This window comes from Pseudomonas fluorescens (assembly GCF_001307275.1).
Taxonomy (GTDB): domain Bacteria; phylum Pseudomonadota; class Gammaproteobacteria; order Pseudomonadales; family Pseudomonadaceae; genus Aquipseudomonas; species Aquipseudomonas fluorescens_AA.
On record NZ_CP012831.1, the window covers coordinates 3,859,665 to 3,885,153 of the forward strand.

20 protein-coding genes are annotated in these 25,489 nt (G+C 63.3%); 14 read left to right on the plus strand and 6 right to left on the minus strand.

All coding sequences use genetic code 11. The features are described 5' to 3' along the window. The 9 genes from murD (at position 1) to lpxC (ending at position 10,497) form a co-directional block, all read left to right on the plus strand. Positions 1–1,347: a UDP-N-acetylmuramoyl-L-alanine--D-glutamate ligase gene (gene murD / locus AO356_RS17175; RefSeq protein WP_060740755.1), complete on the plus strand. Its 1,347-nt coding sequence runs from the start codon at positions 1–3 to the stop codon at positions 1,345–1,347. Continuing rightward, complete coding sequence (ftsW, locus tag AO356_RS17180; protein ID WP_060740756.1) at positions 1,344–2,561, plus strand: putative lipid II flippase FtsW; 1,218 nt, start codon at positions 1,344–1,346, stop codon at positions 2,559–2,561. Before murD ends, ftsW begins: the two co-directional genes overlap by 4 nt. Next, the gene (murG, locus tag AO356_RS17185) at positions 2,551–3,621 is read left to right on the plus strand and encodes an undecaprenyldiphospho-muramoylpentapeptide beta-N-acetylglucosaminyltransferase (protein ID WP_060740757.1); all 1,071 of its coding nucleotides are present in this window, start codon (positions 2,551–2,553) and stop codon (positions 3,619–3,621) included. Before ftsW ends, murG begins: the two co-directional genes overlap by 11 nt. After that, complete coding sequence (gene murC, locus AO356_RS17190; protein ID WP_060740758.1) at positions 3,614–5,074, plus strand: UDP-N-acetylmuramate--L-alanine ligase; 1,461 nt, start codon at positions 3,614–3,616, stop codon at positions 5,072–5,074. Before murG ends, murC begins: the two co-directional genes overlap by 8 nt. Then, the gene (locus tag AO356_RS17195) at positions 5,071–6,036 is read left to right on the plus strand and encodes a D-alanine--D-alanine ligase (RefSeq protein ID WP_060740759.1); all 966 of its coding nucleotides are present in this window, start codon (positions 5,071–5,073) and stop codon (positions 6,034–6,036) included. The genes murC and AO356_RS17195 overlap by 4 nt, the downstream gene beginning before the upstream one ends. Positions 6,037–6,039: 3 nt before the next feature. Then, complete coding sequence (locus tag AO356_RS17200) at positions 6,040–6,906, plus strand: cell division protein FtsQ/DivIB (protein ID WP_042729561.1); 867 nt, start codon at positions 6,040–6,042, stop codon at positions 6,904–6,906. Positions 6,907–6,921: 15 nt separating this feature from the next. After that, the gene (gene ftsA / locus AO356_RS17205) at positions 6,922–8,181 is read left to right on the plus strand and encodes a cell division protein FtsA (RefSeq protein ID WP_003205342.1); all 1,260 of its coding nucleotides are present in this window, start codon (positions 6,922–6,924) and stop codon (positions 8,179–8,181) included. Between the two features lie 98 nt (positions 8,182–8,279). After that, positions 8,280–9,473 carry a cell division protein FtsZ gene (gene ftsZ / locus AO356_RS17210; protein WP_003205341.1) on the plus strand — a complete coding sequence of 398 codons (1,194 nt, stop codon included), beginning with the start codon at positions 8,280–8,282 and terminating at the stop codon, positions 9,471–9,473. A gap of 112 nt (positions 9,474–9,585) precedes the next feature. Then, the gene (lpxC, locus tag AO356_RS17215; RefSeq protein ID WP_003178240.1) at positions 9,586–10,497 is read left to right on the plus strand and encodes a UDP-3-O-acyl-N-acetylglucosamine deacetylase; all 912 of its coding nucleotides are present in this window, start codon (positions 9,586–9,588) and stop codon (positions 10,495–10,497) included. Positions 10,498–10,749: 252 nt separating this feature from the next. Here the strand turns inward: lpxC and AO356_RS17220 are convergent, their stop codons facing one another. From AO356_RS17220 to AO356_RS17240, 5 genes are all read right to left on the minus strand, one after another. After that, positions 10,750–12,243 carry a sensor domain-containing diguanylate cyclase gene (locus tag AO356_RS17220; protein WP_060740760.1) on the minus strand — a complete coding sequence of 498 codons (1,494 nt, stop codon included), beginning with the start codon at positions 12,241–12,243 and terminating at the stop codon, positions 10,750–10,752. Positions 12,244–12,504: 261 nt separating this feature from the next. After that, a complete protein-coding gene (locus AO356_RS17225; protein WP_060740761.1) occupies positions 12,505–13,872 on the minus strand; it encodes a heavy metal sensor histidine kinase in 1,368 nt (455 codons plus the stop codon). Further along, the gene (locus tag AO356_RS17230) at positions 13,859–14,542 is read right to left on the minus strand and encodes a heavy metal response regulator transcription factor (protein WP_060740762.1); all 684 of its coding nucleotides are present in this window, start codon (positions 14,540–14,542) and stop codon (positions 13,859–13,861) included. The genes AO356_RS17225 and AO356_RS17230 overlap by 14 nt, the downstream gene beginning before the upstream one ends. Before the next feature lie 9 nt (positions 14,543–14,551). Beyond that, complete coding sequence (locus AO356_RS17235; protein ID WP_060740763.1) at positions 14,552–17,665, minus strand: multidrug efflux RND transporter permease subunit; 3,114 nt, start codon at positions 17,663–17,665, stop codon at positions 14,552–14,554. Next, positions 17,662–18,819, minus strand: a complete 1,158-nt coding sequence (locus tag AO356_RS17240; protein WP_060740764.1) for an efflux RND transporter periplasmic adaptor subunit — start codon at positions 18,817–18,819, stop codon at positions 17,662–17,664. The genes AO356_RS17235 and AO356_RS17240 overlap by 4 nt, the downstream gene beginning before the upstream one ends. A 235-nt stretch (positions 18,820–19,054) precedes the next feature. Here AO356_RS17240 and AO356_RS17245 point away from each other — a divergent pair, with 235 nt between their 5' ends. Next, entirely contained in the window at positions 19,055–19,312 is a 258-nt protein-coding gene (locus tag AO356_RS17245; RefSeq protein ID WP_060740765.1) for a hypothetical protein, read from the plus strand. A gap of 27 nt (positions 19,313–19,339) precedes the next feature. Here the strand turns inward: AO356_RS17245 and AO356_RS17250 are convergent, their stop codons facing one another. Continuing rightward, entirely contained in the window at positions 19,340–20,308 is a 969-nt protein-coding gene (locus AO356_RS17250; RefSeq protein ID WP_060740766.1) for a LysR family transcriptional regulator, read from the minus strand. Between the two features lie 324 nt (positions 20,309–20,632). Between AO356_RS17250 and AO356_RS17255 the strand changes: the two genes are divergently transcribed. From AO356_RS17255 to AO356_RS17270, 4 genes are read left to right on the plus strand one after another with little or no spacing between them, the layout of a single operon-like run. Beyond that, entirely contained in the window at positions 20,633–22,108 is a 1,476-nt protein-coding gene (locus AO356_RS17255; protein WP_060740767.1) for an efflux transporter outer membrane subunit, read from the plus strand. 7 nt (positions 22,109–22,115) lie between these two features. Continuing rightward, on the plus strand, positions 22,116–24,320 hold the full coding sequence (locus AO356_RS17260; RefSeq protein WP_060743136.1) for an FUSC family protein: 2,205 nt from the start codon (positions 22,116–22,118) through the stop codon (positions 24,318–24,320). After that, positions 24,310–24,510 carry a DUF1656 domain-containing protein gene (locus tag AO356_RS17265; protein WP_003205331.1) on the plus strand — a complete coding sequence of 67 codons (201 nt, stop codon included), beginning with the start codon at positions 24,310–24,312 and terminating at the stop codon, positions 24,508–24,510. The genes AO356_RS17260 and AO356_RS17265 overlap by 11 nt, the downstream gene beginning before the upstream one ends. A gap of 10 nt (positions 24,511–24,520) precedes the next feature. Further along, on the plus strand, positions 24,521–25,384 hold the full coding sequence (locus AO356_RS17270) for an HlyD family secretion protein (protein WP_060740768.1): 864 nt from the start codon (positions 24,521–24,523) through the stop codon (positions 25,382–25,384). Positions 25,385–25,489 lie beyond the last annotated feature (105 nt).

Genomic DNA, 25,489 nt, shown 5'->3' on the forward strand with positions numbered 1-25,489 from the left:
GTGTCCCTGATCGCTTCTGACCACTTCCGCATCGTTGTCGGCCTCGGCAAGAGCGGCATGTCCCTGGTTCGCTTCCTGGCGAACCGGGGCGTGTCGTTTGCCGTGGCCGACACGCGGGAAAATCCGCCTGAGCTGGCCACGCTGCGCCGTGACTATCCCCAGGTGGACGTGCGTTGTGGCGAGCTGGACGTCGAATTCCTGTGCCGCGCCGATGAGCTCTACGTGAGCCCCGGCCTGGCCCTGGCGACTCCGGCCCTGCAGGCGGCCGCTGCCCGTGGCGTGAAACTGTCCGGCGACATCGAGCTGTTCGCGCGTAACGCCAAGGCGCCGATCGTTGCCATCAGCGGTTCGAACGCCAAGAGCACCGTCACCACCCTGGTGGGCGAGATGGCCACGGCGGCCGGCAAGCGCGTCGCCGTGGGCGGCAACCTCGGTACCCCGGCCCTGGACCTGCTCAGCGACGACGTCGAGCTGTACGTGATGGAGCTGTCGAGCTTCCAGCTGGAAACCACCGACCACCTGGGCGCCGAAGTGGCCACCGTGCTCAACGTCAGCGAAGACCACATGGACCGCTACAGCGGCCTGCCGGCCTATCACCTGGCCAAGCACCGGATCTTCCGCGGGGCCCGGCAGGTGGTGTTCAACCGCCAGGACGCCTTGACCCGTCCGTTGCTGGGCGAGGGCATGCCGTGCTGGTCCTTCGGCCTGGGGGTTCCGGATTTCAAAGGCTTCGGCTTGCGCGAAGAGAATGGCGAGAAATACCTGGCCTTCGAATTCCAGAACCTGATGCCGGTGCGCGAACTGAAGATTCGTGGCGCCCATAACCAGGCCAATGCCCTGGCCGCGTTGGCCCTGGGGCATGCGGTCGGCCTGCCGTTCGACGCCATGCTATCGGCCCTGCGCACGTTTGCCGGTCTCGAACACCGCTGCCAGTGGGTGCGCGACCTTGATGGCGTGGCCTGGTACAACGACTCCAAGGCCACCAACGTCGGTGCCGCGCTGGCGGCCATCGAAGGGTTGGGGGCGGACATCGCAGGCAAGCTCGTGCTGATTGCCGGCGGCGACGGCAAGGGCGCCGACTTCAAGGACTTGCGCGACCCCGTGGCAGCCAACTGCCGTGCCGTGGTGCTGATGGGCCGCGACCGCGAATTGATCGCCCAGGCCCTCGGCGATGCCGTGCCGCTGGTTCGCGTCGGTTCGCTGGACGAGGCGGTGCAGCAATGCCGCGCTCTCGCGCAGCCGGGCGACGCGGTGCTGTTGTCGCCGGCCTGCGCCAGTTTCGACATGTTCAAGAACTATGAAGAGCGCGGGCAGTTGTTCGCCCGGGCCGCGGAGGACTTGGCATGAGCCTGATGAACATCATCAAGCCGTACCCGTCGCCGTTGATCACCGGACGTGGCATCGACCTGGATTTCCCGATGCTCGCCGGTTGCCTGGCCTTGCTGGGACTGGGCCTGGTGATGATCACCTCCGCGTCGTCGGAAGTGGCCGCCGTGCAGTCGGGCAACACCCTTTACCACATGATCCGCCACCTGGTTTACCTGGTGATCGGCCTGGGCGCGTGCGTTGTCACCATGATGGTGCCAATCGCCACCTGGCAACGCCTGGGCTGGTTGATGCTGCTCGGTGCCTTCGGCCTGTTGGTGATGGTGCTGGTGCCGGGGATCGGCCGCGAGGTCAACGGCTCGATGCGCTGGATCGGCTTCAGCTTCTTCAACGTGCAGCCCTCGGAGATCGCCAAGGTCTTCGTGGTGATTTTCCTGGCCGGTTATCTGGTGCGTCGCCAGAAAGAAGTGCGCGAGAGCTGGATGGGCTTCTTCAAGCCGTTCATCGTCTTGCTGCCCATGGCGGGCCTGCTGCTGATGGAGCCGGACTTCGGCGCCACGGTGGTGATGATGGGCGCCGCCGCGGCGATGCTGTTCCTCGGTGGGGTCGGGCTGTTTCGCTTCATCCTGATGGTGGCGTTGGCGGTGGCGGCCGTGACCGTGCTGGTTCAGGCGCAACCGTACCGGATGGCGCGCCTGATCACCTTCACCGACCCGTGGGCCGACCAGTTCGGTTCCGGCTATCAATTGACCCAGGCCTTGATTGCCTTCGGTCGCGGCGAATGGTTGGGCGTGGGCCTGGGCAACAGCGTGCAGAAGCAGTTCTACCTGCCGGAAGCCCACACCGACTTCGTATTCTCGGTACTGGCCGAAGAGCTGGGCGTCGTCGGCTCCCTGTGCACCGTCGCCCTGTTCGTGTTCGTCTGTGTGCGCGGCATGTACATCGGCTTGTGGGCCGAAAAGGCCAAGCAGTTTTTCGCCGCTTACGTGGCGTATGGCTTGTCGTTCCTGTGGATCGGCCAGTTCCTGATCAACATCGGCGTGAACGTCGGCCTCTTGCCGACCAAAGGTCTGACGCTGCCGTTCCTCAGTTATGGCGGCAGTTCCCTGGTGATCTGCTGTGCCTGTCTCGGTCTGTTGCTGCGTATCGAATGGGAGAGCCGAACCCACCTGGGCAGCGAAGAGATGGAATTCCAGGAGAGCGACTTCGCCGAGGAGCCGACTCATGGGCGCTAACGTGCTGATCATGGCGGGCGGTACCGGCGGGCACGTGTTCCCGGCGCTGGCCTGTGCCCGGGAGTTCCAGTCACGGGGCTACACCGTGCACTGGCTGGGTACGCCGCGGGGCATCGAGAACGAATTGGTGCCTGGCGCCGGCCTCGAACTGCACCGGATCGACGCCAGCGGCCTGCGGGGCAAGGGCAAGTTGTCGTTGCTCAAGGCGCCGCTGATGCTGCTCAAGTCGATCTGGCAGGCGCGAGCGATCATTCGTCGGTTGCGCCCGGTGTGCGTGGTCGGGTTCGGTGGTTATGTGACCGGCCCTGGCGGCGTTGCGGCAAAACTGGCCGGCGTGCCGGTGATCGTCCACGAGCAGAACGCCGTGGCCGGTACCGCCAATCGGTTACTGGTGCCGTTGGCCGCCCGGGTCTGTGAAGCCTTTCCCGACACCTTTACCCTGTCGGGCAGCCGCCGCACCACCGGTAATCCGGTGCGTACCGAGCTGTTCCTGGAGACACCGCGCCCGGCCCTGGCTGGACGCAAGGCGCGTTTGCTGATCCTGGGTGGAAGCCTGGGGGCGGAACCGTTGAACAAATTGCTGCCCGAAGCCTTGTCGCTGGTCGCTCCCGACCTGCGGCCGGAAGTGTTCCATCAGGCAGGCAAACATCACGATGAAGTGACCGCCGAGCGCTACCGCGCCGCCGGCGTCGAGGCGCAAGTGCAGCCTTTCATCAAAGACATGGCCCAAGCCTATGGCTGGGCCGACCTGGTGGTCTGCCGCGCAGGCGCGCTGACCATCAGTGAACTGGCTGCCGCCGGTCTGCCCTCGATGCTGGTGCCTTTGCCCCACGCCATCGACGATCACCAGACCCGTAACGCCGATTATTTGGCCCGTGAAGGCGCTGCCTTCCTGATGCCGCAAAGAACGACTGGCGCCGCGGATCTCGCCGCCCGCCTGACAGAGGTTTTGATGCAGCCGCAACGACTTGAAGACATGGCCCGCGCCGCCCGCCGCCTGGCCAAACCCGATGCCACGGCCCAAGTGGTCGATACCTGCCTGGAGGTGGCCCATGGTTGAGAATCGCAAAGCCATGCCGCAACCGGAAATGCGCCGTATCCGCCGTATCCACTTCGTCGGTATCGGCGGCGTGGGCATGTGCGGGATCGCCGAGGTATTGCTGAACCTGGGTTACCAGGTCTCGGGTTCCGACCTGAAAGCTTCCCCGGTCACCGAGCGCCTGGAGTCCTTCGGTGCGCAGATCTTTATCGGTCACCGTGCCGAGAACGCCGCCGATGCTGACGTACTGGTGGTTTCCAGCGCCGTGAACACCTCCAACCCGGAAGTCGCCACCGCCCTGGAACGCCGCATTCCGGTGGTGCCACGGGCTGAGATGCTCGCCGAGCTGATGCGCTATCGCCATGGCATCGCCGTCGCCGGTACCCACGGCAAAACCACCACCACCAGCCTGATCGCCTCGGTGTTCGCGGCCGGTGGCCTGGACCCGACGTTCGTGATCGGTGGTCGTCTGAATGCCGCGGGCACCAATGCCCAGCTGGGCACCAGCCGCTACCTGATCGCCGAAGCCGACGAGAGCGATGCGAGCTTCCTGCACCTGCAACCGCTGGTGGCCGTGGTGACCAACATCGACGCCGACCACATGGCGACCTACGACGGTGACTTCAACAAACTGAAGAAAACCTTCGTCGAGTTCCTCCACAACCTGCCGTTCTACGGTCTGGCCGTGGTGTGCCTGGACGACCCGGTGGTGCGTGAAATCCTGCCGCTGATCAAGCGTCCGACCGTGACCTACGGCTTTGGCGAAGACGCCGACGTGCGCGCCATCAATGTGCGCCAGCAAGGCATGCAGACGTTCTTCACCGTCTTGCGCCCTGATCGCGAGCCGTTGGACGTGTCGGTGAACATGCCCGGCAACCACAACGTGCTCAATTCCTTGGCCACCATCTGCATCGCCACCGACGAAGGCGTCAGCGATGAAGCCATCGTCCAGGGCCTGTCCGGGTTCCAGGGCGTGGGCCGACGTTTCCAGGTCTACGGCGAACTGCCGGTGGACGGCGGCAACGTGATGCTGGTGGACGACTATGGCCACCACCCGACCGAAGTCGCGGCGGTGATCAAGGCCGTGCGCGGTGGCTGGCCGGAGCGGCGCCTGGTGATGGTCTACCAGCCGCACCGCTATAGCCGCACCCGCGACCTGTATGACGATTTCGTCCAGGTGCTGGCCGACGCCAACGTGCTGCTGTTGATGGAAGTCTACCCGGCCGGTGAAGAGCCGATCCCCGGGGCCGACAGCCGCCAGCTGTGCCACAGCATTCGTCAACGCGGCCAGTTGGACCCGATCTACATCGAACGTGGCGTGGACCTCGCGCCGCTGGTCAAGCCGTTGCTGCGCGCCGGCGACATCCTGCTGTGCCAGGGGGCCGGTGACATCGGTGGCCTGGCCCCGAAACTGTTGAAAAGTCCGTTATTCGCCGGAGCAATCGTGGCCTCCAGCGAGGGGAAACTGAAATGACTGCTGCCTACGCCAACCTGGTCTCGACCCTCGATCCGCAAGCCTTCGGCCGCGTGGCCGTGCTGTTCGGTGGCAAGAGCGCCGAGCGCGAGGTGTCCCTCAAGTCCGGCAACGCCGTGTTGCAAGCCTTGCAAAGTGCCGGCGTCGACGCCTTCGGCATCGACGTGGGCGACGATTTCCTGCAGCGCCTGCTGAGCGAAAAGATCGATCGCGCGTTCATCATCCTCCATGGTCGCGGCGGCGAAGACGGCAGCATGCAAGGCCTGCTCGAATGCCTGGGGATCCCCTACACCGGCAGCGGCATCCTGGCATCCGCCCTGGCGATGGATAAACTGCGCACCAAGCAGGTCTGGCACAGCCTCGGTATTCCGACGCCGCGTCACGCCGTGCTGGCGTCCGAGGCCGATTGTATTTCGGCGGCCACGGAACTGGGCTTCCCTTTGATCGTCAAACCGGCCCATGAAGGTTCAAGTATCGGCATGGCGAAAGTGAATTCGCTGCCTGAGTTGACCGCGGCATGGAAGGACGCCAGTTCCTACGATTCGCAAGTGTTGGTCGAACAATGGATCACCGGTCCCGAGTTCACCATCGCCACCCTGCGTGACCAGGTGTTGCCCCCGATTGCGCTGGGCACGCCCCACACGTTCTACGACTACGACGCCAAGTACATCGCCAACGATACCCAGTACCGCATTCCCTGCGGGCTGGACGCTGCCAAGGAAAAAGAACTGATGGACCTCACGGCCAAGGCCTGTGAGGCGCTGGGTATCGCCGGTTGGGGCCGGGCAGACGTGATGCAGGACGCCGATGGGCAGTTCTGGTTCCTGGAAGTCAACACCGCGCCCGGCATGACCGATCACAGCCTGGTACCGATGGCGGCCCGTGCCGCCGGTCTGGATTTCCAGCAACTGGTGCTGTCGATCCTGGCGGCCAGTGTCGGCCCTCAAGAGCCAAGAGGTTAAGCCATGCAAGGCGCATCGCTTCGTCATCAGCCATCCGCACCCGGTCGCAAGCCGGTGCCGCGGGGTGCCAGCCGAATGGTGGCCAAAGAGCCGATGTCGGCGCGCTTGCCGAAAGCCAACTTTGGTTTTCTCAAGAGCCTGTTCTGGCCGGTGCTGCTGGTGGCGTTGGGGTTCGGTACCTATGAAGGCGCGCAACGGTTGCTGCCTTATGCCGACCGGCCGATCGCCCGGATCAACGTCCAGGGCGACCTGAGCTACATCAGCCAGCAGGCAGTGCAGCAGCGGATCGCCCCGTTCGTCGCGTCGAGTTTCTTCACCATCGACCTGGCGGGCATGCGCACGGAGCTGGAGCAGATGCCCTGGATCGCTCACGCCGAAGTCCGGCGGGTGTGGCCCGACCAGGTGTCGATTCGCCTGGAAGAGCAACTGCCGGTGGCCCGTTGGGGCGACGAGTCGTTGCTGAACAACCAGGGCCAGGCGTTTACGCCGCGAGAACTGGCCAACTATGAACATTTGCCACAACTGTTCGGTCCACAGCGGGCCCAGCAGCAAGTGATGCAGCAATACCAGGTGTTGAGCCAGATGCTGCGGCCGTTGGGCTTCTCCATCGCGCGCCTGGAATTGCGTGAGCGCGGCAGTTGGTTCCTGACCACTGGCGCGGGCAGCTCGGGGCCGGGCATCGAGCTGTTGCTCGGGCGCGGCAACCTGGTGGAAAAGATGCGCCGCTTCATCGCCATCTATGACAAGACGCTCAAAGAACAGATTACGAACATTGCGCGCATCGATCTGCGCTACGCCAACGGCCTGGCCGTTGGCTGGCGGGAACCTGTAGCGCCGACGACGGCCGAACCCGCCGTCGCGAAGAATTAAGAAGAGGCAGGACCCATGGCAAACGTGCAAAGCGGGAAAATGATCGTCGGTCTCGATATCGGCACTTCCAAGGTGGTGGCGCTGGTAGGCGAAGTCGCGGACGACGGCACGCTGGTCATCGTCGGGATCGGTACACACCCGTCCCGCGGCTTGAAAAAAGGCGTGGTGGTGAATATCGAGTCCACCGTGCAATCGATCCAGCGCGCCATCGAAGAGGCGCAGCTGATGGCCGGTTGCCGGATCCACTCGGCGTTCGTCGGCGTGGCGGGCAATCACATCCGCAGCCTGAACTCCCACGGCATCGTGGCGATTCGTGATCGCGAAGTCAGCTCCGCGGACCTTGAGCGCGTACTCGACGCGGCCCAGGCCGTGGCGATCCCGGCCGACCAGCGTGTGCTGCACACCCTGCCGCAGGATTACGTGATCGATAACCAGGAAGGCGTGCGTGAGCCCCTGGGCATGTCCGGCGTGCGCCTGGAAGCCAAGGTCCACGTGGTGACCTGTGCGGTGAACGCCGCGCAGAACATCGAGAAATGCGTGCGTCGCTGCGGCCTGGAAATCGACGACATCATCCTCGAGCAACTGGCCTCGGCCTACTCGGTGCTGACCGACGACGAGAAAGAACTGGGCGTGTGCCTGGTGGACATCGGCGGCGGCACCACCGACATCGCAATCTTCACCGAAGGCGCGATCCGCCACACGGCCGTGATCCCGATTGCCGGCGACCAGGTGACCAACGACATCGCCATGGCGTTGCGCACTCCGACCCAGTACGCCGAGGAAATCAAGATCCGTTACGCCTGCGCCCTGGCGAAGCTGGCCGGTGCCGGTGAAACCATCAAGGTGCCAAGCGTCGGCGACCGTCCACCGCGCGAATTGTCGCGCCAGGCCCTGGCCGAAGTGGTCGAGCCGCGCTACGACGAGCTGTTCACGCTGATCCAGGCCGAACTGCGTCGCAGCGGCTACGAAGACCTGATCCCGGCCGGCATCGTGCTGACCGGCGGTACGTCGAAGATGGAAGGTGCGGTCGAGCTGGCCGAAGAGATTTTCCACATGCCGGTGCGCCTGGGCGTGCCCCATGGCGTCAAGGGCCTGGATGACGTGGTCCGCAACCCGATCTATTCCACCGGCGTGGGCCTGTTGATGTACGGCCTGCAGAAACAGTCCGACGGGATCTCGTTTTCAGGGATCGGCAGCCGCGACAGCTACAGCAGCGACGAGCCGAAGGCACCGCTGTTCGAGCGGCTCCAGGCTTGGGTCAAAGGCAACTTCTAAACAGTTTCAAAGCTTCACGCGGCAGGTTTCAGGCTTGGCGCTGGAAGACGCAGCAAACGCAGTAGGCGAAAAAACTAGAGAATGAAAGGAGAGGGAAAATGTTCGAACTCGTAGACAACATCCCCGCTAGCCCGGTTATCAAAGTAATCGGTGTCGGCGGCGGCGGCGGCAACGCTGTCAACCACATGGTCAAGAGCAACATTGAAGGCGTTGAATTCATCTGCGCCAACACTGATGCCCAGGCGCTGAAATCCATCGGCGCGCGGACCATCCTGCAACTGGGCACTGGCGTGACCAAAGGCCTGGGTGCCGGCGCCAACCCTGAGGTCGGTCGTCAGGCCGCTCTCGAAGACCGTGAGCGCATCGCTGAAGTCCTGCAAGGCACCAACATGGTGTTCATCACCACCGGCATGGGCGGCGGCACCGGTACGGGTGCGGCGCCAATCATCGCCGAAGTGGCCAAGGAAATGGGGATCCTCACCGTTGCGGTGGTGACCCGTCCGTTCCCTTTCGAAGGCCGCAAGCGTATGCAGATCGCCGACGAAGGTATCCGTCTGCTGTCTGAAAGCGTCGACTCGTTGATCACCATTCCCAACGAGAAGCTGCTGACCATCCTGGGTAAAGACGCAAGCCTGCTGTCGGCTTTCGCCAAGGCTGACGATGTACTGGCCGGTGCCGTTCGCGGTATCTCCGACATCATCAAGCGTCCAGGCATGATCAACGTCGACTTTGCCGACGTACGGACTGTCATGAGCGAAATGGGCATGGCGATGATGGGCACTGGCTGCGCCAGCGGTCCGAACCGTGCTCGCGAGGCCACCGAAGCGGCCATCCGCAACCCGTTGCTCGAAGACGTGAACCTGCAAGGTGCACGCGGCATCCTGGTGAACATCACCGCCGGTCCTGACCTGTCCCTGGGTGAGTACTCCGACGTGGGTAGCATCATCGAAGCCTTCGCTTCCGAGCACGCGATGGTCAAGGTCGGTACCGTTATCGATCCGGACATGCGCGACGAGTTGCACGTTACCGTGGTTGCCACCGGTCTGGGCGCGAAAATCGAGAAGCCTGTGAAGGTCATCGACAACACCGTTCACACCTCCATGGCTTCGCAACCGCAACAACAAGTGGCTTCGCGCCAGGAAGCGCCTGCGGTGAACTACCGTGACCTGGACCGTCCGACCGTCATGCGCAACCAGGCTCAGGCCGGTACTGCGACTGCCGCGAAGATGAATCCGCAAGACGATCTGGATTACCTGGACATCCCGGCTTTCCTGCGTCGTCAGGCCGATTGATGAAATGTATCAGGGGGATACGGGTGATTGGTGTTCAGCAAAGGTCTGGTCTGCTATCATCGCCAGCCTTTGTTGATACCAGTTCGCAATTTGCGCTGAAGCGGCCCATGCCATGATTAAACAACGCACCCTGAAGAATATTATCCGTGCCACAGGTGTCGGCTTGCACTCCGGCGAGAAGGTCTACCTGACCCTCAAGCCCGCGCCTATCGATACCGGCATTGTGTTTTGTCGTGCCGACCTCGACCCTGTGGTGCAGATTCCTGCTCGCGCGGAAAACGTTGGTGAAACCACTATGTCGACCACACTGGTCAACGGTGACACCAAAGTGGATACGGTGGAGCATTTGCTCTCGGCCATGGCTGGCCTGGGCATCGATAACGCCTACGTCGAGCTCTCCGCGTCCGAAGTCCCGATCATGGATGGCAGTGCCGGACCCTTCGTATTCCTGATTCAATCGGCTGGCCTGGAAGAGCAGGACGCAGCCAAGAAGTTCATCCGCATCCTGCGGGAAGTGACAGTGGAAGACGGCGACAAGCGCGCCACTTTCGTCCCTTTCGAAGGTTTCAAGGTGAGCTTCGAGATCGATTTCGATCATCCGGTTTTCCGTGACCGCACCCAGAGTGCAAGCGTGGATTTTTCCAGTACTTCGTTCGTAAAAGAAGTCAGCCGCGCCCGTACCTTTGGTTTCATGAGTGATATCGAGTACCTGCGCAAGCACAACCTCGCACTCGGCGGCAGTGTTGAAAACGCGATCGTGGTCGATTCCGATGGTGTATTGAACGAAGACGGTCTTCGTTATGAAGACGAATTCGTCAAGCACAAGATCCTCGATGCAATCGGCGACCTCTACCTGCTGGGCAATAGCCTGATTGGTGAGTTCAAGGGCTTCAAGTCCGGCCACGCACTGAACAACCAGCTGCTGCGCAAGTTGATTGAGCAGAAAGATGCTTGGGAAGTCGTGACGTTCGAAGACGCCAGCACCGCACCAATCTCTTACATGCGCCCTGTCGCGGCGGTGTAAGCAAAAAACCTCTCTAGTTTTTAAGGGCTGCCTTCGGGTGGCCTTTTTTTATGGTCGGGTTTTCGTCGGGGGCGAAGGGGAAACTTGTGGCGAGGGAGCTTGCTCCCGCTGGGGCGTGCAGCGGCCCTGAAATCTGGCGCCGCGGTGTTTCAAACTCATTAGTCAGGGCCGTTTGGGGCTGCTGCGCAGCCCAGCGGGAGCAAGCTCCCTCGCCACCGAGCGCAGTGTCCATAGCCTTTGGGTGCTCCGGTGTTACATCGCGCAGACCACACGGTTGCGCCCGCTGGCCTTGGCCTGGTACAGCGCCTTGTCCGCGGCGAACAAGAGTTGTTCGAGTTCGCTGTACGGTCCCTGAGTCCAAGTGGCGATGCCGATACTGACCGTCATGGGCGCTTCCCCCTCGGACACCGGTGGCAATTGTTCCACCGCGTCACGAATATTCTGGGCCATGGTGAAGGCGCCAGCGGTGGTGGTCTCCGGCAGCACCACCGAGAACTCCTCACCGCCATAGCGCGCCGCCAGGTCGGCGGGGCGTCGGACATGCTGGCCGATCAATTGCGCCAAGGTGCGCAGGGCCTCGTCACCCTGCTGATGACCATGGCGATCGTTGAACGCCTTGAAATGATCGGCATCGATCATCAGCACAGACAACGGTTGGCCCGAACGTTGGGCGCGCAGCCATTCCTGTTGCAATGTTTCGTCCAGTGTTCGTCGGTTGGCCAGGCCTGTGAGGGCGTCGACGGACGCCAGTTGGGCCAATTCCCGTTCAGCTCTGTAACGGCGGCGCAATTCGCGGCGCAGCAGCCAGGTGAGCCAGAGCAAACCGATGCACAGCGCGCCGGTGGCGCCGCTGACCAACAACGCCGTGCGTTGCCATGAGGCGAAAACCTCTTGGTAGGAGAGCGCTACCACGACGATCAATGGCAGGTTGCCCACCTGGGAAAAGGTGTACAGCCGCTGTGTCTGATCAACACTGGAGATGCCGGTAAAACTGCCGTTACCTTCACGCAGAATGCGTACGAAGTTCGGTCGGTTGCTGAAGTCCTTGCCGATCATGTCGTCGGCCAGGGGCGGTTCCTGGGCTAGCAGAATCCCATCGCGGCTGACCAGGTTGACCGTCCCGTGGCCGACGTTCAGGCTTTTGAACAGCTGGCTGAAGTAGTTCAGGCGCATCGCGGCCTCGGCCACGCCCATGAACTCACCCCGCTCGTCGCTCAGTCGATAGCTGAAACTGATGCGCCAATCGTGGGTGGCACTCCTGGAACGGAACGGGCGACTGATCATCATGCCCAGGCTCGGGTCCTGGACATGGGACTGGAAATATTCCCGGTCGGCGTAATTGCCTTTGCGCGGTTCGACCGAGGCGGAGTCGGCGATTACATCGCCACGCTTGTCGAGCAGCAGGATGTCGCCTTTGTAGGGGGCGGCGGTGGCGCGGTCGAACAGCGCCAGATGGCGAATCGCCGGCGAAACGTTTTTCAGGTCGTCGCGTTTGGCGGCGGCGGCCAAACCTTGCAGCGACAGATCGTAGAGCTCCACGTTACGCAGCACATCGGCGTCAATCAATTGCACGATATTGGTCGCCGCACGTGTTGCCGCCTGTTGTGCGGCGGCATGTTCGCGGATCAACAGAAACGTCACGATGCTCAGGATGGCAATGACAACCAGCGAGCTGGCCAGTACGAATACCCGTTCCGAACGTCTCGAAAGCGGGGTGTTGCCGGGTGTCGCACTGCGCGTGCTCATGGTTCCGATGTCTGCATTGTCATGTGGCTGGGATCCGTCCCAAAGGATTGCAAACCGGCAATGAACCAGATGCTGGCCTTTTGCTGATTGTGCTTGGATCAATGAGAGCGGGCAATCAGTGTTTGCGCGATTACCCGGTAATTAATGAAAGCTGGGGGCGCGTTCGGACGGTATTCCGATTTTGCTACAGTTGGCTTTCGCCCAGCATTCATTGGCCTGGAAAGACCTGAAGAGGCGTACAAACTTATGGGAGGAGGGGCGTCAGGCTGGCAAGCGGATCCCGAACGTGTTGGCACCCTGGTCGCTGTGCACAAACACATCGCCACCATGCATCAGTGCAATGGCCTTGACGATGGCCAGCCCCAACCCATGGTTGGCGCCACTGTTGCTGCGCGAGGCATCGACGCGATAGAAGCGTTCGAACAGGCGTGGCAGATGCTCGCCGGCAATCGGTTCGCCGGGGTTGGTGACGGCGAGGGTGATCTGGTCGCCAAGGGCTTCGATGCGCACGTCGATCACTTGCCCGGGCGCGGTGTGCTGTACAGCGTTGCTCAGCAGGTTGATCAGTGCCCGCCGCAGGTGAGCGATCTCGATGTTGGCCTGGGCGTCGCCGCTGACCCGGACCTGGACCTGGGCATCTTCCAGAATGAAGTCCAGGTAATCGAGGGTGGTCGCCACTTCGCCGGCCAGGGAGGCGCTGGTCAACTTGGTGGCCTTGCTGCCTTGGTCGGCACTGGCCAGGAATAGCATGTCGTTGATGATCGAGCGCAGCCGCTCCAGCTCCTCGAGATTCGATTGCAACACTTCGAAGTAATGTTCAGCCGAGCGGCCACGGGTCAGTGCCACCTGGGTCTGGCCGATCAGGTTGGTCAGGGGCGAGCGTAATTCATGGGCGACGTCGGCATTGAACGACTCCAGCCGCGAGTAAGCCTGTTCGACCCGGTCCAGTGTGGCGTTGAAGGAACTGACGAACTGGCTCAGCTCCGGCGGCAAGGGCGACAGTTGCAAGCGCCCGGACAGGCGGGGTGGGGCCAGGCGCCGGGCTTCCTCGGACAGCTTGATCAGCGGTTTGAGACCGATGCGTGCGACCCAGTAGCCCAGCAACGAGGCCAGGACTACGCCGACAATCGCCAGGCTCACCAGCGCCACCAACAGGCGATGCTGGGTCTGGTAGAAGGTCTCGGTGTCGATGCCGATCATGAAGCGCAGCGGCGGGCGTTGGTCCTTGGCCGGGAATTGGCTCACCAGCACTTTCATCGGGTAGTGCCGATGGGGCAACGTCAGGTCGCGCTTACCCAGCGGGCCTTGGGCAAAGGTGCGGATCTGCGCATCGGGATCGCCGTATTCAAAGCGCGGATCGTCGCTGACGATCCAGAAATGGATGCGCTTGTCTTCTTCACCGAGCAATCGCAGCTTGTTGTTGATCTTCACCCAGTGTTCAGGCGTGCCGTAGCGGCCGACGGTGGACTCCAGGACACTGTAGCGGGCATCGAGCTCGGCTTCGGGCAACAGGCCCAGGCCCTTGCCGACCTGTTGGTACAAAGCGCCCCCGATCAACAGGAACACCAGCGCCGCCACCAGCGTGAACATGGCGCTCAAGCGCAGGGCGATGCTCTCAGGGACGCTCATCGCTGCGACTCTCCAGCACATAACCCATGCCGCGAATGGTGTGCAGCAACTTCTGTTCGAACGGCCCGTCGAGCTTGGCCCGCAAGCGTTTGATCGCCACTTCCACCACGTTGGCGTCACTGTCGAAGTTGATGTCCCAGACCATTTCGGCAATGGCGGTTTTCGAGAGGATTTCGCCCTGGCGGCGAGCCAGGACGCTGAGCAGGGAGAACTCCTTGGCGGTCAGGTCCAGGCGTTGGCCGGCGCGGGTGGCCTTGCGGCTGATCAGGTCGATCCACAGGTCGGCGATGCTCACCTGCACCGGTTCATGGCCGCCGCTGCGGCGGGTCAGGGCTTGCAGGCGCGCCACCAGTTCGAGGAAGGAGAAGGGCTTGCCCAGGTAGTCATCGGCCCCGTCGCGCAAGCCCTTGATGCGGTCTTCGACCCGTTCCCGGGCGGTGAGCATGATCACCGGTGTCTGCTTGCGGGCGCGCAGGGCCCGCAGTACGCCGAAGCCGTCCAGGCCCGGCAGCATCACGTCGAGCACGATCACCGCATAGTCGGTTTCCAGGGCCAGGTGCAGCCCTTCGATACCGTCTGGCGCCACGTCCACGGTGTAGCCCTGTTCGGTCAGGCCGCGGTGCAGGTAGTCCGCGGTTTTTTCTTCGTCTTCAATGATCAGAACGCGCATGGCCCCGCCTCAGTGGTCTGTGCTCGCCAGCGCCGTCGGCGCCGACCCTGGCTGATGGGCGGGCCGATGGAACACTCGCTCGAGCCACAAGTATATGACCGGTGTCGTGAACAGCGTCAGCGCCTGGCTCACCAACAGGCCGCCCACCACCGCGATGCCCAGGGGCTGGCGCAGTTCCGCGCCGGGGCCATAGCCGAGCATCAGCGGCAGGGCACCGAGCAGGGCCGCCAGGGTGGTCATCATGATCGGGCGGAAGCGTGTCAGGCACGCCTGGAAAATCGCCTCCTGGGGGGCCAGCCCTTTGTTGCGCTGGGCGTCGAGGGCGAAGTCGATCATCAGGATGCCGTTCTTCTTGACGATCCCGATCAGCAGCACCAGCCCGATCAGCGCCATGATCGAAAAGTCCTGGCCCAGCAGCCAGAGCATGATCAGCGCGCCGAGGCCGGCCGAGGGCAGGGTGGAGATGATCGTCAGCGGGTGCACGAAGCTCTCGTAGAGCACGCCGAGAATGATGTACACGGCCACCAGCGCGGCGAGGATCAGCCACGGCTGGCTCGCCAGCGAGCTTTGGAAGGCCTGGGCCGCGCCCTGGAAATTGCCGGTGATGGCGGCCGGCATGCCGATTTCGTTCTTCGCCTGGTCGAGCAGGCGCACCGCGTCTCCCAGGGCCACGCCGGGCGCCAGGTTGAACGACAGGTTGGCGGCCGGGAACATGCCGTCGTGGGCAATCGACAACGGGCCGTTGCTCGGCGCATCGAAGCGGGCCAGGGCCGAGAGCGGCACCATTTCCCCACTCAGGGGCGAACGCAGGTAGAAATACGCCAGGCTTTCGGCCTTGCCCCGCTGCGCGGTATCGAGCTCCAGGATCACGTTGTACTGGTTGGTCTCGGTCTGGAATTCATTGATCTGCCGCTGGCCGAAGGCGTCGTACAGGGCCTGGTCGACATCGGTCGCGGTGAGGCCGAAGCGCGCCGCCGCGCTGCGGTCGATGTTGATGTGGGTGATGCTGCCGCCCAGTTGCAGGTCGTTGGAAATGTCACGGAACGCCGGATTGCCGCGCAGCTTGTCGGTGAGTTTTTGCGTCCAGGCGTTGAGGCTCGGCCCGTCGTTGCTCTTGAGCACGTATTGATACTGGGCGCGACTGGGACCGGAGCTGAGGTTGATGTCCTGCCCGGCCCTGAGGTACAGCACCACGCCGGGGATTTTCAGCAGTTGCGGGCGGATCCGGTCGATGAAGCCGCTGGCCGACACGTCACGCTCGCCCCGGGGCTTGAGGGCGATCCAGAAACGGCCGTTGGCGATGGTCTGGTTGTTGCCCGAGACGCCGACGGAGTGGGAGAAGGTCTGCACCGCAGGGTCGGCGGCGACGATGTCGGCCAGGGCCTTGTGCTTGGCCACCATGTCCGGGAACGACACATCGGCGGCGGCTTCGCTGGTGCCCAGCACCAGGCCGGTGTCCTGTACCGGGAAGAAACCCTTGGGAATGAACACATAGCCCACCACCGCCATCGCCAGGGTCAGGCCGAACACGCCGATCATCAGCTTCTGATGGGCCAGGGCCTTGCGCAGGCCCCGCTCATACCCGCCCAGCAGGCGTTCGCCGAACCCCGCCTCGCCATGGGCGTGATGCACCGGGGCGCGCATGAACAGCGCGGCCAGGGTCGGCGCCAACGTGAGGGACACGACCACCGAGATCAGGATGGTCGAGGTGGCGGTCAGGGCAAACTCCTTGAACAGGCGCCCGACCACGCCGCCCATGAACAGCAGCGGAATGAACGCGGCGATCAGCGAGAAACTGATGGAGACCACGGTAAAGCCGATTTCGCCGGCCCCCTTGATCGCCGCCTCGCGCATGCCATCGCCGGCCTCCAGGTGCCGGTGGATGTTCTCCACCACCACAATCGCATCGTCCACCACGAACCCTACCGAGATGACGATCGCCACCAGGGTCAGGTTGTTCAGGCTGAAACCCATCACGTACATCAGGGCGAAACTGGCGGTCAGCGACACCCCCAGCACCGCCGAGACGATCAGGGTCGCCGAGAGCTGGCGCAGGAACAACGCCATCACCGCCACCACCAGCAGCACCGCGATCAGCAAGGTGATTTCCACTTCGTGCAGCGAGGCGCGAATAGTCTGGGTGCGGTCGATCAGCACCTTGACCTGCACCGCCGCGGGCAACATGGCTTGCAGGGTGGGCAGGGCCGCCTGGATGCGGTCGACGGTCTCGACGATATTGGCCCCCGGTTGCCGGAAAATCACCAGGTTGACCCCGGGCTCGTTGTCGGACCAGGCCTGGACGTAGGCGTTTTCCGAGCCGTTGACCACCTTGGCGATGTCCTTGAGGTGAACCGGTGCCCCGTCCCGGTAGGACACGATCAGCTCTCCGTACTCCGCAGGCTTGAACAACTGGTCGTTGGTGGACAGGGTGGAAATGCTCGATTCACCGTACAAGGCGCCCTTGGCCAGGTTGAGGCTGGCCTGTTGGAGCGCCAGGCGAATGTCCGCCAGGGTCAGGCCGATGGCGGCGAGCCGGTCGGCCGAGGCCTGGACCCGGATCGCCGGACGTTGCTGGCCGGTGATGTAGATTTGTCCTACGCCATCGATCTGGCTGATCTGACGGGAGAGCAGGGTTTCGACGTAGTCGCTCAGTTCGGTGCCGGGCATCAGCGTGGAACTGATGCTGAGGATCAGCACCGGACTGTCGGCGGGGTTGACCTTGCGCCAGGTCGGCAGGTTCGGCATGTCGTTGGGCAGTTTGCCGGCGGCGGTGTTGATCGCCGCCTGCACTTCCTGGGCGGCGGTGTCGATGCTTTTATCGAGGCTGAATTGCAGGATCAGGTTGGTCGAGCCCAGGGCGCTGCTGGAGGTCATCTGGGTAATGCCGGGAATGGCACTGAATTGCACTTCCAGCGGCGTCGCCACCGACGACGCCATGGTTTCGGGGCTGGCCCCGGGCAACTGGGCGTTGACCTGGATGGTCGGGAATTCCGCCTCCGGCAACGGCGCGACGGGCAGGCGAGGAAACGCGATCACCCCCAGCAGCACCAGGGCAAAGGTCAGCAGTACCGTGGCGATAGGGTGGTCGATGCACCACGCCGAAACCGAACCGCGTCCCTTCATGGCTGCGGCTCCGCGGTCTTGGCCAGGGCGGGTGGATCGCTGAGCACCTGGATGTGGCTGCCCGGCTTGAGCCGCGACTGGCCGTCGCTCACCAGTTGGTCGCCGGCATTCACCCCCTTGATGATGTGCAGGTCGCTGTCCTGGTAAACCATCACCACCGGCACGCTCTCGACCTTGTCGCCCTTTATGCGGTACACGAAGTGTTGCTCCAGGCCGCGCTGGACCACGGTAGGCGGTACCACCAGGGCGTCCTTGTCGATGGCGGTCTGGATTTTCAGTGTCACCAGTTGCCCCGGCCACAGCCGTTGCGCGGCGTTGTTGAATTCAGCCTTGGCCCGCAGGGTTCCGGTGTTGGCGTTGATCTGGTTGTCGATGAGGCTCAGGCGCCCCTCGCCGAGCAGCTCCCCGGTGGCGCCATCGGCGCCGATATAGGCCTTGACCAAGGCTTGCTCGGGGGCGGCGATCAACCGTTGCAAGGTGGGCAGCATTTGCTGGGGCAGGGAGAACTCCACGGCGATGGGGTCGATCTGGGTCACCGTGAACAGGCCTTCGGCGTCGCTGGTGCGCAGGAAGTTGCCTTCGTCCACGTTGCGAATGCCGACGCGACCGCTCACCGGGGAGCGGATCTGGGTATAGGACAGTTGCACCTGTGCCGAGTCAATGGCCGCCTGGTTGCCCTGGGCGGTCGCCTTGAGCTGGTTGACCAGCGCCTGTTGCTGGTCGTAGGTCTGCTTCGAGACGCCGTCATCGACGCTCAGCAATTTGTAGCGCTTGAGATTGACCTGGGCCACCGCCAGTTGTGCCTGGCTTTCGCCGAGCTGGGCCCGGGCCTGGTCGAGGCTGGCGCGGATCGAGCGGTCGTCGATGGTCGCCAGCAGGTCACCCTTCTTGACCAGTTGCCCCTCCTTGACCAGCAGTTGGGTGAGGATGCCGTCGATCTGCGGGCGGATCACCACGCTGTGCAGCGACAGCACCGTGCCGATGCCGCTGGCGAAGCGCGGTACATCCTTTTGCATCACGCTGACGGCCCGTACCGGAACGGCGGCGGGAGCACCGGGCCTGGCGGTCACGGGCTTGAGCACAAACCAGAGGGCGAGGGCCGCCAGGGCGATCAGCAGCACGACAATCAGGACAGTTTTCTTCTGGATGCGCATGGATATGAAGGGCCGGTTCGAGACGCAAGAGTTGGAGCTTTCTTATATAGCGTTGCGAGCCGGTCAGGAAGGTGACGCCTAACTGACAGGCTTGTCAGTTTTGTCCCGGCTTGCTGTCGGATGAATGCATATGCCGGATGAAACTGCCAGCGCGCAGTGATATCGGGCAGGTATACTGCCGCCTTTCGCGGCTCGCCCTTCGGGCCCGACTTGCATGCATGACCCGGAGCCTTACATGACTTCCCCGACACCTTCGCCCGCGGACGATCTCCCCGGCGGCGAACAGGCCGATTTGCCCGTCAGCGATGTTTCCAGCAGCGAGGACATCAAAGCGGCGATCCCGGCTTTCAAATTCCCGTTCAAACCCGGTGAGCTGGCGGCGGCCAAGGGCGCCGGGCAACAGCCGTGGTACAAGAACGGCGCGAAGAATGGCCATACCAAGACCCCGGGCGCTGCGCCTCCCGGCACGCGGCGTTCCATGGGCAAGCGCTGAATTGCTCCTTCGAGCACGGGGGCGACTTCAGCTCGTGACCCGTGCGCCTGCCAGGCTGCCACTCAATTCGTAAGCCGTCAGCTCAGCCTGGTGCGCCGCGAGGATTTCCGGCAACGAGCCGCGCAGGTACTCGACCCAGGTCTTGATCTTCGCATCCAGGTATTGGCGCGACGGGTAGATGGCGTAGAGGTTCAGTTCCTGGGAGCGGTAGTTGGGCATGACCCGCACCAGCGTGCCGTTGCGCAAGCCTTCGATGGCCGCGTACACCGGCAATACCCCCACGCCCATGCCGCTGGTGATCGCGGTTTTCATCGCATCGGCGGAGTTCACCAGGAACGGTGAACTGTTGATGGTGACCATCTCTTGGCCTTCCGGGCCGTCGAACACCCATTTTTCCAGCGGAATGACCGGGCTGACCAGGCGCAGGCAGGCGTGGTTGAGCAGGTCGCTGGGTTTTTGCGGACAGCCGCTGGCTTTCACGTAGGCGGGCGAGGCGCAGACAATGCTGTAGGTGATCCCCAGGCGCTGGGAGACGAAGCCCGAATCCGGCAGTTCGCTGGCGAGCACGATGGAGACGTCGTAGCCCTCATCGAGGATGTCCGGCACCCGGTTGGCCAGGGTCAGGTCGAAGGTCACGTCCGGATGCGTCTTGCGGTAGCGGGCGATGGCGTCGATCACGAAATGCTGGCCGATGCCGGTCATGGTGTGGACCTTCAACTGCCCGGCCGGTCGCGCGTGGGCGTCGCTGGCCTCGGCTTCCGCTTCTTCGACGTAAGCCAGGATCTGCTCGCAACGCAGCAAGTAGCGTTTACCCGCCTCGGTGAGTGCAATGCGCCGCGTGGTGCGGTTGAGCAGGCGGGTTTGCAGATGGGCTTCCAGGTTGGAAACCGCACGCGAGACGTTGGCTGTGGTGGTATCCAGTTGCACGGCGGCAGCGGTGAAACTGCCGGCTTCGGCCACACAGCTGAACGCGCGCATGTTTTGCAAGGTGTCCATGGAGGGCTCTCTTGGGAGGTGGCAAATTGTGACATGAAGTTACAGAGATGCGGGACCCGACTAATGGATTATCGCGTTAACGGTAACAAAGATTCGCAGAAAGGTCGGCTTATCGCCGTTCGGCGGGGTGCCTAGAATTGCCGCCAAAGCAGGAGCGGGCCTTGGTGGGCACCTGTGGGAGCGAGCTTGCTCGCGATGAGGTCATTGCATTCAACATTTGAGGTGAATGTCCGGACGCCATCGCGAGCAAGCTCGCTCCCACAAGTTTGCGTCAACAGGCAGCCATCCTCGTCGTCATGCCCCTCCCTCAGGAATTTTGCGCAAGTGCCGCGTTGCATCAGCAGAGAGCTGAAGACTCTCAGTGTTTGGGTTCTGACATTAACCATCAGCGGTTGCATTGGCACAGGTGGTATTGCACCGCAAGGCCAGGTGTTGCCGGCCAATCAACTGGCGACCGATGCCGCCATCCGCGAGGCCGCCCGCGATGCCCACTGGCCCACCCGCCAGTGGTGGCAAGCCTATGGCGATCGGCAACTGGATCGCTGGATCGACCTGGCCGTGCAAGGCAGCCCGAGCCTGGCCATGGCCGCGGCACGAGTACGCCAGGCCAAGGCCATGGCCGGTATTGCCGAGGCCGCCGAGTCGTTGCAGATCAATGGCGAGTCGACCCTCAAGCGCCATAACTGGCCCACCGATCAGTTCTACGGCCCGGGCGAGTTGGCCGACACCACGACCTGGGACAACAATGCTGCCCTGGGCTTGAGTTATGCCCTGGACCTGTGGGGCCGTGAGCGCAATGCCAGCGAACGGGCGGTTGACCTGGCCCACGTCAGCATCGCCGAGGCACGGCAGGCGCAACTGGAATTGCAGAACAACATCGTGCGCGCCTATATCCAGTTTTCGTTGCACTACGCCCAGCGCGATATCGTCGCTGCGACCCTGCGCCAACAAGAGCAGATTCTCGACCTGGCGCAGAAGCGCCTGGACGGTGGCATCGGCACCCATTTCGAAGTCAGCCAGGCCCAGGCGCCGCTGCCCGAGACCCATCGCCAACTCGATGCCCTGGACGAGGCCATCGCCTTGAGCCGCAATCAATTGGCGGCCTTGGCGGGCCAGGGGCCGGGAGCGGGTGCGCAGTTGCAACGTCCGACCCTGGTCCTCGGCGCGCCCTTGAAGCTGCCGTCGGCCTTGCCCGCCGAACTGCTTGGCCAGCGTCCGGATGTGGTGGCCGGGCGTTGGCAAGTGGCGGCCCAGGCCCGGGGCATCGATGTGGCCCGGGCCGGCTTCTATCCCAACGTCGATCTGGTGGGGAGCCTCGGCTACATGGCCACCGGTGGCGGGGCGCTGGAGTTTTTGACCGGCAAGAAACTCACCTACAACGTCGGGCCGGCGATCACGTTGCCGATCTTCGACGGCGGGCGCCTGCGTTCGCAGTTGGGCGAGGCGGCCGCCGGGTATGACATCGCCGTGGCGCACTACAACCAGACACTGGTGAACGCGCTCAAGAGCATTTCCGATCAGTTGATCCGTCGCGAATCCATGGACAAGCAGCAGGCCTTCGCCGCCGAATCGGTGGCCGCGGCCCAGCGTACCTACGACATCGCAAAGGTGGCGTTCCAGCGCGGCCTGACGGACTACCTCAATGTGCTCAACGCCCAAAGCCTGTTGTTCAAGCAGCAACAGGTGCAACAACAGGTGGAGGCGGCTCGCCTGACGGCCCATGCCGATCTGGTGACGGCGTTGGGCGGTGGGCTGGAGGCCGGCAGCGACAGCCCCGACCTGAACCACAATGCTGAGTAGGCCTGTCGTGATGTCCTTACTTGCCCCCGCACGCCGGCTGTATCGCCTCGAATGGCGCCGTGGTTTCTTCGACTGGGCCCGCAGCGACGGGGTGACCTGGGTCTATATCTTCAAGGTCCTGTTTGCCGCGTTCCTGACCTTGTGGCTGGCTATGCGCCTGGAATTGCCACAACCGCGCACGGCCATGATCACCGTGTTCATCGTCATGCAGCCCCAGAGCGGGCAGGTGTTCGCCAAGAGCTTCTACCGTTTCCTCGGCACCCTGGCGGGTTCTGCGGTGATGGTGGCGCTGATCGCCCTGTTCGCCCAGAACACCGAGCTGTTCCTTGGCTGCCTGGCGATTTGGGTCGGCATCTGTTCGGCAGGGGCGGCGCGGTATCGTAACTTCCGTGCCTATGGTTTCGTGCTGGCTGGCTACACCGCGGCGATGATCGGCTTGCCAGCGTTGGCCCACCCCGAAGGGGCGTTCATGGCGGCGGTCTGGCGGGTGCTGGAGATTTCCCTGGGAATTCTCTGCTCGACCCTGGTCAGTGCCGCGATCCTGCCGCAAACCGCCAGCGCCGCCATGCGCAACGCCTTGTACCAGCGCTTTGGCGTGTTCGCCCTGTTTGTCACCGACGGCTTGCGCGGACGCAGCAAGCGGGAGGCCTTCGAGGCCGGTAACGTGCGCTTCATCGCCGAAGCCGTCGGCCTGGAGAGCCTGCGCAGCGTGACGGTGTTCGAAGACCCGCACATGCGTCGGCGCAATGGTCGGCTCAGTCGCTTGAACAGCGAATTCATGGGTGTCACCACCCGTTTCAATGCCTTGCACCAATTGCTCGAGCGCTTGCGCGGCGGGGCGGCGGATCATGTGGTGAACGCCATCAAGCCTGGTTTGCAAAACCTGGCCGAGCTGCTGGACGGCTTCAGCGCACGGGCCTTGACCGACGCCGACGCAGCGCGGTTGGCGGCGGCGCTGGCAGACTACAAGGCCGACCTGCCGGCCCAGGTACGGCGCTTGCGGGCAGCGTTCCAGGGCACCGCGCCAAGCGATGGCGAGCAGTTGGACTTTCATACCGCTTATGAGCTGCTTTATCGCTTTGTCGACGACTTGCACGGCTACGCCCTGACCCATGCCTCCCTGGCCGAGCATCGCCACGAGCGCGAGCGCTGGGACGAACCGTTCGTGCCCCAGACCAACTGGCTGGCCGCCGCGGCATCGGGGTTTCGCGCCGCTTTCATCCTGCTGGTCCTGGGCAGCTATTGGGTCGCCACGGCCTGGCCGAGCGGCGCGACCATGACCATGATCGCCGCGGCCACCGTGGGCCTCTCGGCCGCCACCCCGAACCCCAAGCGCATGGCTTTCCAGATGGCCTGCGGTACGTTGTTCGGGGCGCTGGTCGGCTTCGTCGAGATGTTTTTCATTTTCCCGCTGATCGATGGTTTTCCGTTGCTCTGCGTGATGCTCGCTCCCGTCATCATGTTCGGTTCGTTCCTCAGTTCCAGGCCGCAATACGCCGGGGTCGGCCTGGGGCTGCTGATTTTCTTTTGCACCGGCTCAGTGCCGGACAACCTGACGGTCTACAACCCTTACGCCTTCATCAACGACTACATCGCGATGATCCTCGGCATGTTGGTGTGCGCCGCTGCCGGGGCGATCATCCTGCCGCCCAACAGCCGCTGGTTGTGGCGTCGATTGGAGCAGGACCTGCGCGAGCAAGTGGTGTTCGCCATTAGCGGTCGTCTGAAGGGGCTGGCCTCGAGTTTTGAGAGCCGCACCCGCGACCTGCTGCACCAGGCCTACGGTCTGGCGGCGGGGCAACCCCAAGTGCAACGGGACTTGCTGCGCTGGATGTTCGTGGTGCTGGAAGTCGGTCACGCGATCATTGAGTTGCGCAAGGAGCAGGCCATCTTGCCGGTTCACCCGGCGTATGCCGAAAGCCAGCCATGGCGCCAGGCGATTCGGGTGATGGGGCGGGCGCTGGTGCGACTGTTCCGCCAGCCGGGCCAGAGCAATCTGGAGCGTGCGTTGGTGGCGGTGGATCATGCCATCGGCCGCGTGCAGGCCACCGACGAACCCTTCGCCCCGCATTTCGACACCTCGGCCCTGCGCCGGGTGAAGAGCTACCTGCATTTCATCCGCACTTCGCTGCTGGACCCGCAATCGCCATTGGCCGGCTATGCCATGGCGCATGCCACATCGCTTCCCCAGGAACCTGAACATGCCCCGTGAGATCGCCTTCCATGGCGTGTACATGCCCACCATGACCCTGATGTTTTTCATCGCCGCCGGCCTGGCCTGGGCCTTGGACCGCTTCCTGTCGGGGTTGGACCTGTACCGTTTCTTCTGGCACCCGGCGTTGTTGCGCCTGAGTCTGTTTACCTGTCTGTTCGGCGCGCTGGCGCTGACGGTCTACCGTTGAGATCGATGCGATGAAAAAGTTTTTCAGCCTGCTGGCGACGCTGTTGGTACTGGCCCTGGCGTTGTGGATCGGCCGTACGCTGTGGGTCCATTACATGAACACGCCCTGGACCCGCGATGGCCGGGTGCGGGCCGACATCATCAATGTGGCCGCCGATGTCAGCGGCGAGGTGGTCGAGGTGTCGGTGCGCGACAACCAGTTGGTGAAAAAGGGCGACTTGTTGATGCGCATCGACCCCGAGCATTACCGCATCGCCGTGAAGCAGGCGCGCTCCCTGGTGGCGTCGCGCAAGGCCACCTGGGAGATGCGCAAGGTCAACGCCCATCGACGTGCCGACTTGGACAACCTGGTGATCTCCCGGGAAAACCGCGACGACGCCAGCAACATCGCCGACTCGGCCCTGGCCGACTACCAGCAGGCCCAGGCCCAGTTGGAAGCCGCGGAGCTGAACCTGTCGCGCACCGACGTTCGCGCGGCGGTGGATGGCTACGTCACCAACCTCAACGTGCACCGCGGCGACTATGCGCGCATCGGCGAGGCGAAAATGGCCGTGGTGGACATGCATTCGTTCTGGGTCTACGGCTTCTTCGAAGAGACCAAGTTGCCCAAGGTGCGGGTCGGCGATTCGGCGCAGTTGCAGTTGATGAGCGGTGAGACGCTCAAGGGCCATGTGGAAAGTATTTCCCGAGGCATCTACGACCGCGACAACCCCGAAAGCCGCGAACTGATCGCCGATGTGAACCCCACGTTCAACTGGGTTCGCCTGGCCCAGCGAGTGCCGGTGCGCATTCATCTGGATGAAGTGCCGGACGGCGTGCTGCTGGCGGCGGGGATGACCTGCACGGTGGTGGTGGAGCCCCACGCCAAGCGCTGAGGCATCGCATCATTTGTGGGGGGATGGTGAGATTTGATCTACACCACAAATCCCTGTGGGAGCGAGCTTGCTCGCGATAGCGGTGGTTCAGCCGCATCGAGGGTG